The sequence below is a fragment of the Allobosea sp. genome (assembly GCF_017308015.1).
Taxonomy (GTDB): Bacteria; Pseudomonadota; Alphaproteobacteria; order Rhizobiales; family Beijerinckiaceae; genus Allobosea.
This window is the reverse complement of the sequence record NZ_JAFKFW010000018.1, coordinates 22,495-40,705: the sequence shown is the minus strand read 5'-3', so window position 1 is coordinate 40,705 and position 18,211 is coordinate 22,495. Positions and strand designations below refer to the sequence as shown.

Here is an 18,211-nt window from a genome sequence, read left to right as displayed (position 1 = left end):
TCACCTTTGCATCACATAGGTTCCCGGCGCATCGCAAAGCGGCTCGCGGTCACTTCCTGCACCACCAAACGCGGGAGGCACGACCTGCTCGGGCGACGATAGGCCATCGAGCCATTCCGTCCAGGCCTCCCACCACGAACCTTCGCGCATCCGGGCCTCGGCGAGCCATTCGTCGGGGCCGAGACAGATGTCGCCATGCTTCTTCGGCATGATCCGATAATGACGCCCCGGATGGCCCGGCTCGCTGACGATCCCCGCGTTATGACCTCCATTGGTCAGCACGAACGTCAAATCGGCATCAATCAGCAGATGCAGCTTGTGGACGGAGCGCCAAGGGGCGACGTGGTCGCGCTCGGTCGCGACCGCGAACGTCGGCGTTCGGATATTCTGGAGCGCGGCAGGCCGTCCCTCCACCATGAATCGGCCGCTCGCCAGATCGTTGTCGAGATAGAGGCCGCGCAGGTATTCCGCCTGCATGCGATAGGGCATGCGCGTGGAATCCGCGTTCCAGGCCATCAGATCGAACATCGGTGAGCGTTCTCCCATCAGATATTCGTGCACCAGCCGCGACCAGACCAGATCATTCGAGCGCAGGAGCTGAAAGGCTGCGGCCATCTGGTCAGCCGATAGATAGCCCCGGTTCCACATCATGCTGTCGAGAAAGCGCAGCTCGCTCGAATCGATGAACAGCGCGAGCTCACCCGGCTCGCTGAAATCGGTCTGGGCCGCCAGGAACGTCAGGGAAGCCAGCCGCTCGTCGCCGTCGCGCACCATCGCCGCCGCCGCGATGGCCAGAAGCGTCCCGCCCAGACAGTATCCGGCAGCGTGCACCTTGCGACGAGGCATGATCGCGGCGATGGCATCCAGCGCGGCCATCACGCCACTGCGGCGATAGTCGTCGAGGGCGAGTTCGCGGTCGTCGGCATCGGGATTGCGCCAGGAGATGCAAAAGACCGTGTACCCTGCGCCGACGAGGTAGCGCACCAGCGAATTCTCCGGCGACAGGTCGAGGATATAATATTTCATGATCCAGGCGGGCACGATCAGGATCGGCTCGGCATGGACGGTCGGCGTCGACGGCGCGTATTGAATCAGCTCGATCAGGTGGTTGCGGAAGACGACCTTGCCGGGCGTCACCGCCACGTCCCGACCGACGACGAAGCGTTCGGAACCGACGGGAGGCCGTCCGGCAAGCTGCCTTTGCAGATCCTCAGTCCAGTTCCTCCAACCCTCGATGAAATTGGAACCGCCCGTCTTGCGAGCGCGCTCGATCACCTCCGGATTGGTCAATGGATTGTTCGAGGGAGAGAAGACATCCAGGATCTGGCGAGCAATGAAGGAGACGACCTCCTCATGATGGCGCTCGACACCCGGCACCTCGTGCGTGACGTTGTGCCACCATTGCTGATTGAGCAGGAAGGCTTGCGCCATGAAGCTGAAGGGCTGCGTACGCCATTCCGGAGCCGAGAAACGGTAATCGCCAGGCAGCGGCTCGATGCAGGGGGCAGCATCCGGCTCCAAACGCCCGGATATGGCATGTCCTCCGAGACGGGTAGCCTTGCGCACGGCCTTGCTGGCGAGTTCGAGCTGCTTGCCGGGCGCACCGGCCAGATGAATGGCCCAGTCGAGATAGGCCAGCATCAGGGATGCTGGCGACAGGCCGCCCGTGAATTTCGCCGTCACGCTTTCGCGGGCACGGTCGATCGCCGAGAACGCCTCCTCCCCGGAGGTGACCTCCCTGCAAGATTGCTGCCGCTGAAACTTCCGAACCAAACCGGCTCGTGGCGAGGAATGCATGGCTTCTTCCTTCGAATTCGTCGCCAGCATGCACTCCAAAAGCCATGCGTTCCTTGAGCTTGGTCAAAGCCGCCATGTCATTGTCCCGGTAGGTTCTTCAGCGCGCAGAGCGGGAGAAGCCCATGAAGGCGATGGTTCTGAACGCCGCGGGCAGCCCTCTCGTCGCAGAGATGCGTCCCGATCCCGTCCCTGCCCCGGGAGAATTGCGGATCAGGGTCGAGGCTTGTGCGATCTGCCGCACCGATCTGCATGTCGTCGATGGCGAACTTCCCGATCTGCAATGCCCGCGTGTCCCCGGCCATGAGGTGGTCGGCCGGATCGATCTGGTCGGGGCGGGTGCCGCCCCCGAGCTGATCGGTCGACGCGTCGGCCTCGGATGGCTGGGGCATGCATGTGGGCACTGCCCCTATTGCCGTGCCCTGCGGGAAAATCTCTGCGATTCCCCGGCATTCACCGGATACACGCGTGATGGCGGCTTCGCCAACCATGTCATTGCCCACGCGACCTATGTCTTTCCTCTCGACGAATTCTCCGATCCCGTCGCTGCCGCTCCCTTGATGTGCGCGGGGTTGATCGGATGGCGCAGCCTGCGCAGCGCCGGCGCCGCGCGGCGGATCGGCCTCTACGGATTCGGCGTGGCGGCGCACATCCTTGCCCAGATCTGCCATTGGCAGGGACGCGAGGTCTATGCCTTCACCCGCCCGGACGACGAGGCGGCACAGGCCCATGCCCGGTCGCTCGGTGCGTGCTGGGCAGGAAGCTCCGCGGAAAAGCCGCCGGTGGCGCTCGACGCGGCACTGATCTTCGCGCCTGTCGGAACACTGATCCCGCTGGCCCTGAGCGCCGTCGTGAAGGGCGGACGCGTCGTCTGTGGCGGCATCCATATGAGCGACATTCCAAGCTTCGGCTACGATCTGCTCTGGCACGAGCGGGAGCTGGTCTCTGTCGCCAATCTCACGCGAGCCGACGGCCATGAATTCCTGGCCGTCGCGCGGCAGGCCGGGATTGCCACGAAAACCGCAGTCTACCGGCTGGAACAGGCGAACGAGGCCTTGTCGGACCTGCGCGCCGGCCGGCTGCAAGGCGCGGCGGTCCTGGTGCCATGAAGTTCTCGAAGCTCGTCGCCGCGATATCCGAGCCCCCTCGTCCGCATGCGCAGGGCCTGTTTCTACCATCCTCGTTTCTACGCTTCGTGCTGTTATCCGGCGGTTGGCACCAGGCGGCAGTCTGCGCTCTGTCCGTCGCCGTTTTCCTGCTCAACACCGCGCCGATCGAGACACAACGGCGCATCATCGACACCGCTGTCCATGTCGGTAGCATCAGTGCCATCCTGACCTTGGTCACACTGCAAATCGGGCTCGTTCTGGCCTACGGCCTGGCGAAGCTGGCGATGAACGTCTACCGCGCCTGGCTCGGTGAAGGAGCGACCCGGGACCTGCGGCTCGTCGTGACGCAGCGCCTCGAACATGGGGACAAGGAAGGTTCCAGCCTGGCGAACGGAACCGGGCTTGCCATGATCCTCGCGGAAGCGGATGACATCGGCGCCTTCGTCGGCTCGAGCCTCAGCCTTCCCATCGTCGAGATCGGCTTTCTGGCGAGCATCTTTGTCTATCTCGCCTTTCTCGACCTGAGGATGATGGGCGCCAGCCTCCTGATCCTCACGCCGCAATTCGTGTTCGTGCCCCTGATGCAGCGAGCGATCAACCGCCGCGTCGCGCAGCGAACGCGTCTCCTGCGACGTTTCGGCGACGAAATGCTGTCGCCCTCGAAAGCGGAATCGAGCGCCCCCAGGCTAGACGAGATCTTTGCGGTCGACATTGGCGTCTTCGGGATCAAATTTTCCCTGAATTTCCTGATGAATCTGACCTATTCCCTGGGCAGCCTGCTGGTGCTCGGCATCGGCTGCGTGCTGGCGGTGCAGGGGCAGACCGAGATCGCCACTGTCGTCACCTTCCTGTCGGCCACGACGAAGATCGTCGATCCCTGGAACGACGTCGTCGACTGGGCACGCGGCTTCGCGATAACGATCGTCAAATACGATCTCGTCATCCGGGCGCTCGAGACGGCGCCTGACGGCACTCCCTTCGCAACCGCTGCGACTCGCTGAAGTCACGACGCTCAAAAGGGCCGGAAACGGCGTACGTCCGAATGACGATCGCGAACCGTTCCTCGATCCCCCGCAGGGTGCATCGCCAACGGTTTCAGCATCTCGGCGAACCCGAGATAGAAGGCGGCGATGATCAGGATGGCGAGCAGGACCGGAGCCGGCAGCGCGACGAAGCCGAAGGGATGGCCGAGCGGCGTCAGGGCCAGGATCAGCGCCAGGGCGAGAGCCCCGAACGAGGTGATGACGAGGAAACGATGCGGCCGGCTGCGCCAGCAGGGAGCCGCCGTACGGATGACGAAGATCACCAGGATCTGCGTCAGGATCGACTCGACGAACCAGGCCGTCCTGAACATCTCGATGCCTGTACCAAACAGGCCGAGCAGGACGGCGAAAGTCGCCGCATCGAATACGGACGAAAGTGGTCCCATCACGAGCGTGAAGCGCAGCACTGCATGCATGTCCCAGCGCTGCGGCTTCGCAAGGTCGGCAGGGTCCGCCTCGTCGAAAGGGATACCGACCTCGGAGAGGTCGTAGAGCATGTTGTTGATCAGGATCTGCAATGGGTTGAGCGGCAGGAACGGCAGCACCATCGATGCCAGCGCCATCGAGAGCATGTTGCCGAAATTCGAGCTCGTGCCCATGCGGACATATTTCATGATGTTGGCATAGGTGCGCCGGCCCTCTGAGATGCCCTGCGCGAGAACGCCGAGATCGGGCGCGAGCAGGACGATCGCCGCGGCCTCGCGGGCGACTTCGGTCCCGCCCTCGACGGAGAGGCCGACATCCGCGGCATGGATCGCCGGTGCGTCGTTGATGCCGTCGCCGATGAAGCCCACCGTGTGGCCCGCCCTGCGCAGGGCCAGGACGAGGCGCGCCTTCTGCTCCGGCGCGACCCGGGCGAACAGGTCTACCTCACGAACGCGAGCGGACAGGGCGGCCTCTCCCAATGCTGCGATCTCCTCGCCCGTCATCAGGCCCCGCGCCGGAAGCGCCAGGGTTTCGGCGAGGTGGCGGACGACCGGAGCGGCGTCTCCCGAAATCACCTTGACGCGGACGCCGGCCGTCGCGAGCCGGCGGGCAGCATCACCCGCCGAGGCCTTGGGCGGGTCGATGAAGGCGGCACAGCCCGCGAAAACGAGACCGGCTTCGTCGTCGAGAGACAGATCATCGCTTCCCGGGGGCATCGCGCGACGGGCAATACCGAGCAGCCGCAAGCCCTGCGCCCCTTTCTCTTCGAAGAGGGCCATGAGCTTGCCTCGTCGGGCATCGTCGAGCTTTTCAGCTCCCCCATCCTCGCGTTCGAACCTGTCACACCGGTCGAGCAGGCCTTCGGGAGCACCTTTGACGATCATCACCCGCTCATCGCCCCTCGCTACGAGGACGGAGGAGCGCCGCCGCTGGAAATCGAACGGCAGATCGGCCAGGGCACGCCACGCGCTGTCGTCGTCTTCCGAATTGGCCAGCAAGGCAGTGTCGAGGTTGTTGCGCAGCCCGCTGCAAAAGCGGCTGTTGAGGCAAGCGAGCTCGGTGACGCGCGCATTATCGATGCCGTCGCAGTCGAAGCTTCCGACATGGGCGATCCGCGCTTCTGTCAGCGTCCCGGTCTTGTCGGTGCAGAGAACGTCCATCGCCCCGAGATCATGGATCGCGGACAGCCGCTTCACCACGACCTGGCGTTGCGCCATCCGCATCGCGCCCCGTGCGAGCGTCACAGTCATCACCACCGGCAGCAGCTCCGGTGTCAGCCCGACGGCCAGCGCGACGGCGAACAGGAAGCTCTCGATCGACAGCCCGTGGCGCACGAGCTGCGTCAGCAGCACGAACAGGACGAGAAAGCCGGTGAGGCGCAGGATCAGCATGCCGAGCCCGTGAACCCCGCGCTCGAAGGCGGTGGGCGGCTCACTCGCCTGCATGGAACGGGCGATCGAGCCCAGCCGTGTCTGCGCACCCGTCGCTGCGACGAGCATCCGGACCTCTCCGGCAACGAGGCTGGTTCCCCCGAAAAGGGCGCTGGCGGTTCCGTCGGCGGCGGAATCCTCCGGAGCTGTCAGCTTCTCGACGGGAAAGGGTTCCCCCGTGAGAGCCGCTTCGTCTGCCATTGCGTCGTGGCTCTCAAGGATCAGGCCGTCCGCCGGGATGAGATCACCGGCATGAAGCGCGACGACGTCACCAGGAACCGCCTCCCGTACCGGAACTTCAACGAGCCGTCCGCAGCGAAGGACCGTGACCTGCACCGCCACCGCGCGGCGGAGTGCCTCGACGGCATTCTCGGCCTGGGTCTCCTGGAAGACGTCGAGGGCGATCGAGGTCAGCACGATGAGAACGATGATGATCAGGCTTTGCCAATCGCCCGTCGCTCCCGAGATCAGCGCGGCAATCAGCAAGATCGCGATCAGGGGCTCGACGAGCCTTTTGGCGATCTTGAAGAACAGCCCGCGCCGCAGGCTCGTCACGGCGAGATTGGGGCCGAAGCGTTTCAGCCGCTCGGCCGCCTCGACATCGCTCAAGCCGTCCGGCGTTGCCCCGAGACGTTGCAGCAATCCATTCCGCCCATTCCGCCAGAACTCCCCGTCGCCGGTCGTCGCTGCTTTCGCGGATTCCGTCGCCATACCGGTTTCCCTCGATGCACTCGCCGACCCTGATGATGGTCCGGGCGCGGTGACGCGCTGGTTCCTCGCTGCTGGCGTTCAGGGCGTGATCGCGACCTTCAGGACACCATCGCGCTGATGCGAAAACAACTCGTAGGCATCCTTGATCCGTTCCAGCGGGAAACGATGCGTAACCAGTGGGCCCAGATCGACCCGGCTGGAGGCGACGACGTCGATCAGGCGCCGCATGCGTTCCTTCCCGCCGGGGCAGAGCGTGGTGACGATGCGGTGGTCGCCAAGCCCTGCGGCGAAGGCGCCGAGCGGGATCGTCAGGTCGCTCGAATAGACACCGAGCGACGACAGCGTTCCGCCGGGACGCAGCACCCGCAATGCGGCGGAGAAGGTCTCCTGGCGGCCCAGGGCCTCGATCGCCACGTCGACACCTCTGCCATCGGTGAGCCGCATGATTTCATCGACCGGGTCGCCCTTGGAAAAGTCGACGATCTCGTCGGCGCCGAGCCTGCGAGCCATCGCCTGTCGCTCCGGGACGCTCTCCACGGCGATGATGCGCGTCGCGCCCATCAGCCGGGCGCCGGCCGTGGCGCATAGCCCGATCGGACCTTGCGCAAAGATGGCGACGCAGTCGCCGATCCTGACCCCACCGCTTTCGGCGCCGGAGAACCCGGTCGACATGATGTCCGGACACATCAGGACCTGCTCGTCCGTCAGCCCTGAAGGCACATGCGCGAGATTGGCCATGGCGTCCGGCACCAGCAGATACTCGGCCTGGGCGCCATCGATCGTGTTGCCGAAGCGCCAGCCGCCCATGGCCTTGAAGCCGTGGCGCGTGTCGGCGCCATCCTGCGAGGCGCAGCCGCAGAGGCAGGCGGCGCTATGCCCGGAAGGCGTTATAGCGCCGGCGATCACGCGCTGACCCTCCCGGAAGCCCCTCACCTCGGACCCGAGCTTCTCGATAACGCCGACCGGTTCATGGCCGATGGTGAGGCCGCGCGCGACAGGATACTCACCCTTGAGGATATGGACGTCGGTGCCGCAGATCGTCGTGGTGGTGATACGCAGCAACGCATCGAGCGGTCCGACATCCGGGACCGGCTTTTCCTCGATCTCGATGCGGCCGGGCTCCACGAATACGGCCGCGCACATCATCCTGGGCCGGGCCTTTCGCGTGTTTCCCTGCGAAGGCCTCACATCAGATTGAAGAACTGGCGACATGATCGCTCTCCGATATCGACGAGATGAAATCAGCCTGCCGCAAACCGGTGCTGTTGGATTTGACACAGCGCAAAACCGCGAAAAAACACGCGTGCGTTTGATGAAAATCAATGTGACCGACGTGCTTCCGTCGTTCGATAGCGCACCGGGAACTGCCATCGACGCGGAGGTTGGCATGAACGACATTACTCTCTCTTCGAGCACCGTAGCGAAGGCGCATGCCGTTCGCGGCACGGCCTATCGCGACATCGCCACCCATCTCGATGGTTCTCCCGAAGACGAAACCCGCCTTGCTCACGCCGAAGCCCTCGCCGCGAGCTTCGGAGCTCGGATCACCGGCATCTTCACGAACCTTCTGCCCGATCCCGCTCTCTTCGCCGGAGACTTCGGTATCACCGCGATCGGCCAATTGGTTGATGCAGCGACGGAGGAAGGAGACGTCAGCGAGAAGCGGCTTCGGCAGCGCCTGGCGCGGCTGGACCCCACGCATGAGCTGCGCCGGCTGGACGGTTTCCCCGGTCTTCTCGAACAGGCCGTCACCAGCGAAGCGCGTTGGAACGACCTCTTCATCGCGACCTGCCCGCGCGATGATGGCAACAGCCGCTGGCGCTCCATGATCGAGAGCGTCATGTTCGACGGAGGTAGAGGACTGTTCCTTCTGCCGCCAAACGCCGCGTTACGGTCTCCCATCAAGACCGTGCTGATCGGATGGACCGATACGCGGCAGAGCGCCCGAGCCGTGGCCGAGGCCCTGCCTCTGATCGCTCGCGCGACAGAGGTCCATATCGTCACGGTCAGGGAAGAGGCCCATGGGAGGATGGGAGGCGCCGAAGTCCTCGCCGATATCAGTGCCCATCTCGCCCGGCACGGCGTCGAGACGACGGCAACCGTCCTTAACACGGAGATATCCGCGACCGACGCTCTCCTTGCCGAAGCGCGCAGAATTTCGGCGGACCTGATGGTCGTCGGGGCTTACGGCCATTCGCGCTTCAGGGAATGGGTGCTGGGCGGCGTGACCGCGGACCTGCTCGACAGCTCTCCCGTGCCGCTCTTCCTTGCTCACTAGCGGGGTGGACGCAGTCCGGCCTGCCGGCTTCTCCCGCCGGCGGCCTCGGCCCCTTGCCCCATGATGCAGCCGGTCGGAGCCGGAGAGTTACCCCATGGCTTCAACCGAACAAGAGCGTGCTCCGCAAAGCGATGAGGTCGCCATCCGCGTCCGGGACCTCGAAGTGGTCTTTGGCAACAAGGCGGTGCTGGACCATCTCGACCTCGACATCATGCGCGGTGAGGTTCTCGGCGTGATCGGCGCATCCGGCTCCGGCAAGTCTGTCCTGGCGCGAACAATTCTTGGCCTTCTGCCCAAGCGGAACGGCGTCATCGAGATATTCGGCAGGAATCTCGACGACCTGCGGGAAGCAGAGCGCCGAGCCCTCGAACAGCGCTGCGGCGTGATGTTCCAGCAGGGCGCCCTGTTCTCGTCCTTGACGATCGTCGAGAATATCCAGCTTCCGATGCGCGAGATTCTGCATCTGTCGCCGAGGCTGCTGACTGAACTGGCGATGCTCAAGCTCGATATGGTCGGGCTACCGCTCGATGCTGCGGAAAAGTATCCGGCGGAGCTCTCTGGCGGCATGACCAAGCGCGCAGCGCTGGCCCGGGCACTCGCCCTCGATCCAGAAATTCTGTTTCTCGACGAGCCGACCTCGGGGCTCGACCCGATCGCGGCCGATGCCTTCGATCAGCTTCTGCTGACCCTCAAGGCGAGCCTGAACCTCACGGTGATGATGATCACCCATGATCTGAGCAGCCTTCATACAACCTGCGACAGAATCGCGGCTATCGCAAAAGGCAAGATCATCGCCCTCGGCACGCTGGAGGATCTGCTGATGCACGAGAATCCCTGGCTGAAGCAGTATTTCTCCGGCGAGCGGGGCCGGACCATCTTTGCGGATCAAATCACTGCCTGACGCGCTGTCGATCCCGAATTCAGGTCCCGTGTCCTATCTGAGGCTGTTCCGCGCTCACTGGCGCGGCCGAGGCGGCTTGGCTGATCGGCATTTTCCGCCGGCGGGCTTCCGCATGGCTGACATGGCCTCCTTTTGAACCGCAACGATCAGTTCAAGATCCGGATTTGCCGCGCCACGGCATGGACGGCTTCACGCGAAGATCACCTTCCGGAAGCGGGCGAGCGCGAAAGCGAAATAGGCGGCGCCGATCGCGACGATCTTGGCGATCTCGGGCCAGATCACGTCGAGACCGGCGCCGCGATAGAGCACGCCTTGCGAAAAGGTGACGAAATGCGGCGTCGGCGAGAAGACCCGCATGATCCATTGCAGCCAGATCGGCATGCTCTCCATCGGCGTCGTCGCGCCGGAGAGCAGTTGCGTGACCACGAAAACCGGGATGGCGAGCAGGCCGAACTGGCCCATCGTCGTCGCCAGCGTGCCGAGCAGGATGCCGAGCGCCGCCACCGCGAAGGCATAGATCGCCGTTCCCAGCACGAAGAGCAGGAGCGAGCCCGCGATCGGCACGCCGAGCGCACCTTCGACCACGAAGACGAGCGAAGCCACCGCCGCGACAAGAATGACCAGCGCGTTCGCCGTCATCTTGGCGAGCATGATCTCCACCGGCGTGATCGGCATCACCAGGAGATGCTCGACCGTGCCCTGCTCGCGCTCGCGGATCAGCGCCGCGCCGGTCAGGATGATGGTCAGCAGGGTGACGTTGTTCAGCACCTGCATCACCGAGGAGAACCAGCCGGAATCGAGATTGGGATTGAAGCGCGCCCGCACCACCAGGTTGATCGGCAGCGGAGTCGTCGTCTCGCGCCCGGCCTGCCGGTTGGCGATCTCCTGCGCGATGATCTGCTGGATATAGACGGTGCCGTTGCCGGCCTGGGTCATCGCGGTGGCGTCGATGTTGAGCTGCACCGCCGTCTGCCGCCCGGCGAGCAGGTCCGCCTGGAACCGAGGCGGGATTTCCAGCACGAAGACGAGGCGGCCGGAATTCATCTCGGCGTCGATCTCGCCCGCCGCGATGCGCTTCGAAACCTTGAACAGCGGTGGGCCGAAGGCGCCGAGCAGGCTGCGGGAGAACTCGGACTGGTCCTCGTCGACGATGCCGATCGTGAGGTCGCGCGCCTCCAGCTTCACCCCGGTCGCGACCGTGTAGACGGCGATGCTGAAGGTGTAGACCACCAGCACCAGCATGATCGGGTCGGCCCTGAGGCTGCGCAGCTCCTTCACGACGAGGCGCAGGATATTCTGGAGATGGATCAGGAGTGCCGCCATCTCAGGCTTCCTGCTTGCGCAAGGCGAGTTGCGCGACGACGAGGAAGAGCAGGAAGAAGCCGCCGAGCGCCAGCAGGTTGGGCCAGAGTTCGGCCGCGCCCAGCCCCTTGGTGAAGACGCCGACGCTGACCGGCTGATACCAGGCCGGCGGCAGGCTCATCCCGAGGAGGCGGCCACCGCCCGAAAGCGAGGCGACCGGCACCATCAGGCCGGAGAAATTCACCGCCGGGATGATCGACAGGATCGCGGTGGCGAAGACGGCGGCCACCTGCGTGCGCGTGAAGCTGGAGATGAGCTGGCCGAAACCGGTCGTCGCCGAGACATAGAGCAGGGTCGCGAGCGCCAGGACCCAGGCCGAGCCCTTGATCGGAACCTGGAAGATGAACAGCGCGATCAGGACCAGCATCGCGAAGCTGCCCATCGCGATCGCGATATAGGGCAGTTGCTTGCCGAACAGGAATTCGAAGCGACTGATCGGCGTCGAGCGGAAATTGGCGATCGATCCGGTTTCCTTCTCGCGGACCACGCCGATCGCCGACATGATCGCCGGGATCAGGATCAGCATCAGCATGATCACGCTGGGCACCATCGCATTGGCGCTCTTGAAGGCCTGATTGTAGCGGAAGCGCGCCTCGATCGTGAAGGGCGCCGGCGCATGGCTCGATGCGGCATGGCCGGCGGCGAAGCCCTGAGCGTATTGCGTCGCCAGCCCCGTGACGTAGCCGCGCGTCGTCTCGGCCCGGAACGGCATCGCCCCGTCGAGCCAGACCGACAATTCCGGCACGCGCCCGCTCATCAGATCGCGACCGAAGGAAGACGGGATCTCGATCGCGAGCTGGAGCTCACCGCTTCGCAGGCGCTGATCAAGCTCCGCCGTGGACCGGATCGGCGCCTGCTCCGAAAAATAGCGCGAGCTGGAGAAAGCCTCGACCAATTGCCGGCTCTCCATCGAATTGTCCTGATCGAACGCCGCGAACTTCAGGTTCTCGACGTCGAAGGAGATGCCGAAGCCAAAGGCCAGCATTAACAGCACCGGCCCGAGAAAGGCGAAGCTCAGCCGGATCGGGTCGCGCAGCAGCTCCATCGTCTCCCGCCGGGCACAGGCCCAGAGTCGGCGCGGATCGAAGAGGTGCGCCGCCGGCGCCGACCGGAGAACGGCGGCGGGGACGGCTGCCGGTTCCGCAGCTGCATCCTCGATGCCGGCGGCCTCCTTGAGATAGGCGACGAAGGCCTCCTCCAGCGTGCCGGCGCCGCGCTTCTCCACCAGTTCCTGCGGCGTTCCGACTGCCAGGACCTTGCCGGCATGCATGAAGGAGATGCGGTCGCAGCGCTCCGCCTCGTTCATGAAATGGGTCGAGAGGAAGATGGTGACGCCGTCATCGCGCGAAAGGTCGATCAGCGTGCGCCAGAAGGCGTCGCGCGCGATCGGGTCGACGCCCGAGGTCGGCTCGTCCAGGATCAGCATCGCCGGGCGGTGCAGGACGGCGACGGCGAGTTGCAGCCGCTGGCGGATACCGAGCGGCAGACTGTCGGGCCGCTCGTCGACGACCTCCACGAGGTCGAAGCGGGTCAGGAGCTCGGCGATGCGACCGGGGATATCGGCCGGCGGCAGATGGTAGAGTTCGGCATGGAGCACGAGATTCTGGCGGACCGTCAGCTCGCTGTAGAGCGAGAAGGCCTGCGACATGTAACCGACATGACGTCGCGTCTCCATGTCGTCGGCCGCGAGCGGCTGGCCGAAGAGTTTTGCCGTGCCCTCGCTCGCCGGCAGCAGGCCGGTCAGCATCTTCATCGTCGTCGACTTGCCGCAGCCATTCGAGCCGAGGAAGCCGAAGATCTCGCCCCGCCCGATGCGGAAGCTGACATGGTCAACCGCTACGAAATCGCCGAAGCGCCGAGTCAGGCCTTCGGCCTCGATCGCGGGCGTGGCGTCGTCGCTCGCCGTCCGCTGCCGCAGCACGACGTCCTTGTGCTGCGCGCGCTTGGCCTCCGGCAGCAATGCAACGAAGGCATCTTCCAGCGTGGATTGGTTCGCCTTCTCGCGTAATTCTCCGGGCGTGCCCGTCGCGATCGCCCTGCCATCGTCCATCGCGACCAGCCAATCGAAGCGCTCGGCCTCCTCCATATAGGCGGTGGCGACGATGACGCTCATGCCCGGGCGACGGGCGCGGATCGTGTCGATCAAGTCCCAGAACTGCCCGCGCGAGAGCGGGTCGACGCCGGTGGTGGGTTCGTCGAGGATCAGCAGGTCCGGATCGTGGATCAGTGCGCAGCAGAGCGAGAGCTTCTGCTTCATGCCGCCGGAGAGCTTGGCGGCCGGCCGCCCCTCAAACGGATCCAGCCCCGTCGCCTTGAGGAGTTCGTCGATGCGGCTGCGGCGCTCGACGGCATCCTGCCCGAACAGTCTCGCGTGGAAATCGATGTTCTCGAAGACCGAAAGCGTCGGGTAGAGATTCCGTCCCAGCCCCTGCGGCATATAGGCGATGCGTCCGCGCCGGCTCTCGCGCTCGGTCTTGTCGCCCAGGTCGCCGCCGAGCGCATGGACGCTGCCTTGCTGGATCACCCGCACCCCGGCGATGAGGGCAAGCAAGGTCGACTTGCCGACGCCGTCCGGCCCGATCACGCCGATCATCCGGCCGGATGGGATGTCGAGCGTCAGCGCTTCGAGGGCCGTCACCTTGCCGTAGCGATGCGTGACGCCGGCAAGGCTCGCGGCGGGCCCGGCCTCGGTCATGGCAGCTTCACGGCGAGCGAGTCGGGCCATTTCGCGGAGGGAGAGGTGCGCACGAAGCCGAGCCCGCGCACGCCGGTCTTCACCTGCCGGTGGTACCTGGCGAGCAGATCGCGATCGACCTGAAGCTTGGCGCGGAAGACCAGCTTCTCGCGCTCCTCGGCCGTTTCGACCGCCTTGGGCGTGAACTGCGCGTCGGCAGCGACGAAGCTGACCGTCGCGGGGATGACATATTGCGGCACGGGATCAAGAATGATGCGCGCCTCGTCGCCCAGCGCGAGCTGCCCAGCCTGCGCGGCCGGGAGATAGATCGTCATGTAGACGTCCGAAAGGTCGAGGATGGTGATGACGCGCGTACCGGCCGCGACGACCTCACCGGTGCGGGCGAGCTGGTACTGCACGCGACCGCTGCGTGGCGCCAGCAGCACCAGATCGACCAGGATCGCCCTGATCTGCTCGGCATCGGCCTCGGAGGCATGGATCGCGAACCGAGCCTGGTCGCGCTGCGCCTCGGCCGCGCGCAATGCGGCATCGGCGGCGGCGGCCTTGGCCGAGCGCTGGTCATCGACCTGCTTGCTGAGATAGCCCTTCGCAACCAGCTCCTTGCCGCGCTCGGCATCGGTACGGGCGAGTATCTGGTCGCTCTTGCGCTGGGCGATCAGCGCTTCCGCCTCGGCAAGTGCCTGGCGCGCTCGCAGCACCTGCGCCTGCGCGGATCGCAACTGCGCCTCGTATTCCGGAGAGGCGATGCGCGCGACCACTTGTCCGGCCGTGACCTCGTCGCCCTCCTTGACCGCGACCTCCGCCAGACGGCCGGCATATTTGGATGAGACGTCGATCTGCGTCGCTTCTATACGACCGTTGGTCTTGACGATGCCCTCGGGCATCGTGTCGCCGCGCAGACGCTCGATCAGAGCCTTGATGCGGGATTGCGCCTGAACTCCTGGCGCCGACAGTGCGAGCGCGGCGAAGAGAGCTGCAGTTGCAGCAACGACAGGACGCATTCTAAATCTCCGACGAATGAGGCGATACAAGGTCCAGGGCATCTGCTCAGCATGCGACAGGCGGCCGGCCAGGCCAAGTAACCCCATCGGGGATGCGGTCGATCTGCTCCAAGCACCAAGGGGCCTTCGACATCTCATTTGGATTGCGATCGGGTATATCGCCGACGTCATCGGGACGCGCGATTTCGTCCTTGATCTTGTCGAGGGCTATAAAATTCGAGATTCCTGCCGCCGCACCTCTCACAACCGAGTTTGCCGGAGGCTCTTTCTCAGTACGACGAGACGGACATCATCGGGGCACTCGTCAATCTCGAATCCTTGCTCGCGCTCGATCTCGATTGCTTCGTGATTTTGCCGATCTTCGAGAGATTCAACGGATTTCAGGCCCTTGCCCTCGGCGAACTCGCAAATATGCCTGAGCAGTTCCCACCCTACGCCTCTGTGCTTGTACTCGCGCCGGATCGAGATCGCGACTTCCCCTTTCTCCAAAGCGGCATCGCAAGCGAGCATGCCGGCGGCGATGATCGTCTTGCCGTCATCGGTAAAGGCGATGAAATTTTCGGTCTGCCCATCCTGGATCTTTGTCATGTTCGCCAATCGATCATGCCCGACTTCCCTCACAGTGGTCAGAAACCGAAAGCGCAGGTCCTCAGGCGTAACGTGCGTGAAGAAATCGGCTAGGCCCGCTTCGTCGTCGGGCCGGGCGGGCCTTACCAGAAACCTGAAACCTGCTCGCGTGCTGAGGTAACGGCTCACATCGTCGGTCGTCATGAGATTTACCTCCAATCACGGCGCAATCGAGAAAACCGTTCCCACCGACCCGGCTACATCAGGGTTCCCGGCGGACCTCGAACAGATCGACGCCTTGATGATGTTCGATCATCGCTGCGCGGATCGGCTCGTTCGTACTCGCTGAGCGGCGGAAGCGCTTTGCTGAAGATCAAAGCGCGAAACGACGGCGCAAACTATCTTCCGAAGCCTTTTCCTGGAGCAGACCAATGACCTCTCGGGACATCGATACCGTGACGCAGACGGCTCTGAATTCCGAAGAGATCACGTTGATGCAGGTCTGGTGGCGGGCCGCCAATTACCTCTCCGTGGCGCAGATCTACCTGCTGGACAATGCACTGTTGCGCGAACCTCTTCGGATCGAACATGTGAAGCCGCGGTTGCTCGGTCACTGGGGCACGGCGCCGGGCCTGAATTTCATTTATCTGCATCTCAATCGCATCATCAGAGCTCGGAATCTCGACATCCTTTTCATCGCCGGGCCGGGTCATGGCGCTCCGGGCGTGGTGGCGAGCACCTATCTCGAAGGCACCTATAGCGAGCTCTATCCGGACATCTCGCAGGACCAGGAAGGCTTGCGGCGCTTCGTACGACAGTTCTCCTTCCCGGGCGGCATTCCCAGCCACGCTGCGCCCGATACGCCCGGCTCCATCCACGAAGGCGGCGAGCTTGGCTATAGCCTCGCGCACGCCTTCGGCGCCGTGCTCGATAATCCCGGCCTGATTGCTGCTTGCGTCATCGGTGACGGCGAGGCCGAGACCGGTCCACTGGCCGCATCCTGGCACTCCAACAAATTTCTCAATCCCGTGGAGGACGGCGCGGTCCTACCGATCCTGCACCTGAATGGCTACAAGATCGCCAACCCGACCGTGCTGGGCCGCATCCCTCATGCCGAGCTGGAGGCGCTGCTGCGCGGATACGGCTACGATCCGCTCTTCGTCGAAGGCGAGGAGCCGGAGGCGATGCACCAGGCGATGGCAACAGCGCTCGATATGGCATTCTCCGGCATCGCTTCGATTCAGAGCGAAGCCCGCGCAGGATCAACACGCGGTCGTCCGCGCTGGCCGATGATCGTGCTGCGCAGTCCCAAGGGGTGGACCGGTCCCAAGACCGTCGACGGCCTGAAGACCGAGGGCTTCTGGCGCTCGCATCAGGTGCCGTTCAGCGACATGTCGCAGCCCGGCCATCTGCGACTGCTCGAAGACTGGCTGCGCAGCTACCGTCCTGAGGAGTTGTTTGACGCGTCCGGGCGGCTGCATGCCGAGATCGCCGCACTCGCACCATCGGGCGAGAAGCGGATGAGCGCCAACCCGCACGCGAATGGCGGCGCGCTGCGCCGCCCTCTCAGGATGCCGGACTACATCCGCCACGCTGTGCCGGTGAACCGTCCAGGCGACGCCAAGGCCGAAGCAACCCGGATCCTGGGTGCGTTCCTGCGCGATGTCATGAAGGCAAACGAGGCTAGCCGGAACTTCAGGGTCTTCGGCCCGGACGAGACGGCCTCGAACCGCCTGCAGGCCCTCTTCGAGGTGACGGGCCGAGCCTGGCAGGAAGAGATCCTCCCTGAAGATGAGAACCTCACGCGCGACGGTCGTGTCACCGAAATCCTGAGCGAGCATCTCTGCCAGGGCTGGCTCGAAGGCTATCTCCTGACCGGCCGCCACGGCCTGTTTTCCTGTTACGAGGCCTTCATCCATATCGTCGATTCGATGTTCAACCAGCATGCGAAATGGCTGAAGACCGCTAAGGAAGTACCCTGGCGTCGGCCGATCGCCTCGCTGAACTACCTCCTGACCTCCCATGTCTGGCAGCAGGACCATAACGGCTTCAGCCATCAGGACCCCGGCTTCGTCGATCATGTCGTGAACAAGAAGGCCGAGATCGTGCGGGTCTATCTGCCGCCGGATGCCAATACGCTGCTTCACGTCACCGATCACTGCCTGCGGAGTTGGGACCGGATCAATGTCATCGTCGCCGGCAAGGCACCTTCCCTGCAATGGCTCGACATGGATGCCGCGATCAAGCACTGCTCGCAAGGCATCGGCATCTGGGAATGGGCCAGCAACGACCTTGGCAGCGAGCCAGACGTCGTGATGGCCTGCGCCGGCGACGTGCCGACGCTGGAAACACTGGCTGCGGTCAAACTGCTGCGCGAAAATCTTCCCGATCTCAAGGTCCGCGTCGTCAACGTCGTCGACCTGATGACGCTGCAACCGAAGGCGCTGCACCCACATGGCCTTGCCGATCCAGAATTCGACGCCCTGTTCACAACCGACAAGCCGGTGATCTTCGCCTATCACGGCTATCCCTGGCTCATCCATCGGCTCGCCTACAGGCGCACCAACCATGCCAACATGCATGTACGCGGCTATGAGGAGGAAGGTTCGACGACGACGACCTTCGACATGGTCGTGCGCAATCGGCTCGACCGCTTCCACCTGGTCGGCGATGTCATCGACCGGGTCCCGAAACTCGGTGAGCGAGCCGCCTACGCCAAGCAGGCGATCCGCGACAAGCTGATCGAGCACAAGCGCCATATCCGCGAGCACGGCATCGACATGCCGGAGGTGCGCGACTGGCGCTGGTCCACGACATGAGTTCGCTGCTGCCCCGTGCAGGCGGTCAATGCACGCTACGCGAGGGCTGGACTACAGTTTAGATTGATTCTAAAG

12 protein-coding genes are annotated in these 18,211 nt (G+C 64.3%); 5 read left to right on the top strand and 7 right to left on the bottom strand.

Annotated features, from left to right (window positions below; genetic code table 11):
* Positions 1-1,797: a PHA/PHB synthase family protein gene (locus J0I42_RS15620; protein WP_291656136.1), complete on the bottom strand. Its 1,797-nt coding sequence runs from the start codon at positions 1,795-1,797 to the stop codon at positions 1-3.
* A 122-nt stretch (positions 1,798-1,919) separates the two neighbouring features.
* Here J0I42_RS15620 and J0I42_RS15615 point away from each other — a divergent pair, with 122 nt between their 5' ends.
* Positions 1,920-2,903 carry a zinc-dependent alcohol dehydrogenase family protein gene (locus tag J0I42_RS15615; protein ID WP_291656041.1) on the top strand — a complete coding sequence of 328 codons (984 nt, stop codon included), beginning with the start codon at positions 1,920-1,922 and terminating at the stop codon, positions 2,901-2,903.
* Entirely contained in the window at positions 2,900-3,904 is a 1,005-nt protein-coding gene (locus tag J0I42_RS15610; protein ID WP_291656039.1) for an ABC transporter ATP-binding protein, read from the top strand. The genes J0I42_RS15615 and J0I42_RS15610 overlap by 4 nt, the downstream gene beginning before the upstream one ends.
* 11 nt (positions 3,905-3,915) lie before the next feature.
* On the opposite strand, the gene mgtA is transcribed toward J0I42_RS15610, so the two are convergent.
* Both mgtA and J0I42_RS15600 read right to left on the bottom strand, forming a co-directional pair.
* Positions 3,916-6,513: a magnesium-translocating P-type ATPase gene (gene mgtA / locus J0I42_RS15605; RefSeq protein ID WP_291656038.1), complete on the bottom strand. Its 2,598-nt coding sequence runs from the start codon at positions 6,511-6,513 to the stop codon at positions 3,916-3,918.
* A 78-nt stretch (positions 6,514-6,591) separates the two neighbouring features.
* Positions 6,592-7,656 carry an NAD(P)-dependent alcohol dehydrogenase gene (locus J0I42_RS15600; RefSeq protein ID WP_291656135.1) on the bottom strand — a complete coding sequence of 355 codons (1,065 nt, stop codon included), beginning with the start codon at positions 7,654-7,656 and terminating at the stop codon, positions 6,592-6,594.
* A gap of 67 nt (positions 7,657-7,723) precedes the next feature.
* Here J0I42_RS15600 and J0I42_RS15595 point away from each other — a divergent pair, with 67 nt between their 5' ends.
* Both J0I42_RS15595 and J0I42_RS15590 read left to right on the top strand, forming a co-directional pair.
* The gene (locus tag J0I42_RS15595) at positions 7,724-8,791 is read left to right on the top strand and encodes a universal stress protein (protein WP_291656036.1); all 1,068 of its coding nucleotides are present in this window, start codon (positions 7,724-7,726) and stop codon (positions 8,789-8,791) included.
* 94 nt (positions 8,792-8,885) lie between these two features.
* Positions 8,886-9,692 carry an ABC transporter ATP-binding protein gene (locus tag J0I42_RS15590; RefSeq protein WP_291656035.1) on the top strand — a complete coding sequence of 269 codons (807 nt, stop codon included), beginning with the start codon at positions 8,886-8,888 and terminating at the stop codon, positions 9,690-9,692.
* Positions 9,693-9,881: 189 nt separating this feature from the next.
* Here the strand turns inward: J0I42_RS15590 and J0I42_RS15585 are convergent, their stop codons facing one another.
* The 4 genes from J0I42_RS15585 to J0I42_RS15570 form a co-directional block, all read right to left on the bottom strand.
* Entirely contained in the window at positions 9,882-11,015 is a 1,134-nt protein-coding gene (locus J0I42_RS15585; RefSeq protein ID WP_291656034.1) for an ABC transporter permease, read from the bottom strand.
* 1 nt (position 11,016) lies between these two features.
* Positions 11,017-13,749 (bottom strand): ribosome-associated ATPase/putative transporter RbbA, encoded by a 2,733-nt coding sequence (gene rbbA, locus J0I42_RS15580; protein ID WP_291656033.1) that lies wholly within the window; start codon positions 13,747-13,749, stop codon positions 11,017-11,019.
* A complete protein-coding gene (locus J0I42_RS15575; protein ID WP_291656032.1) occupies positions 13,746-14,750 on the bottom strand; it encodes an HlyD family secretion protein in 1,005 nt (334 codons plus the stop codon). The genes rbbA and J0I42_RS15575 overlap by 4 nt, the downstream gene beginning before the upstream one ends.
* A 240-nt stretch (positions 14,751-14,990) precedes the next feature.
* Entirely contained in the window at positions 14,991-15,521 is a 531-nt protein-coding gene (locus tag J0I42_RS15570) for a GNAT family N-acetyltransferase (protein WP_291656030.1), read from the bottom strand.
* 227 nt (positions 15,522-15,748) lie between these two features.
* Between J0I42_RS15570 and J0I42_RS15565 the strand changes: the two genes are divergently transcribed.
* A complete protein-coding gene (locus J0I42_RS15565) occupies positions 15,749-18,136 on the top strand; it encodes a phosphoketolase family protein (RefSeq protein WP_291656028.1) in 2,388 nt (795 codons plus the stop codon).
* The last annotated feature ends 75 nt before the right edge of the window (positions 18,137-18,211 follow it).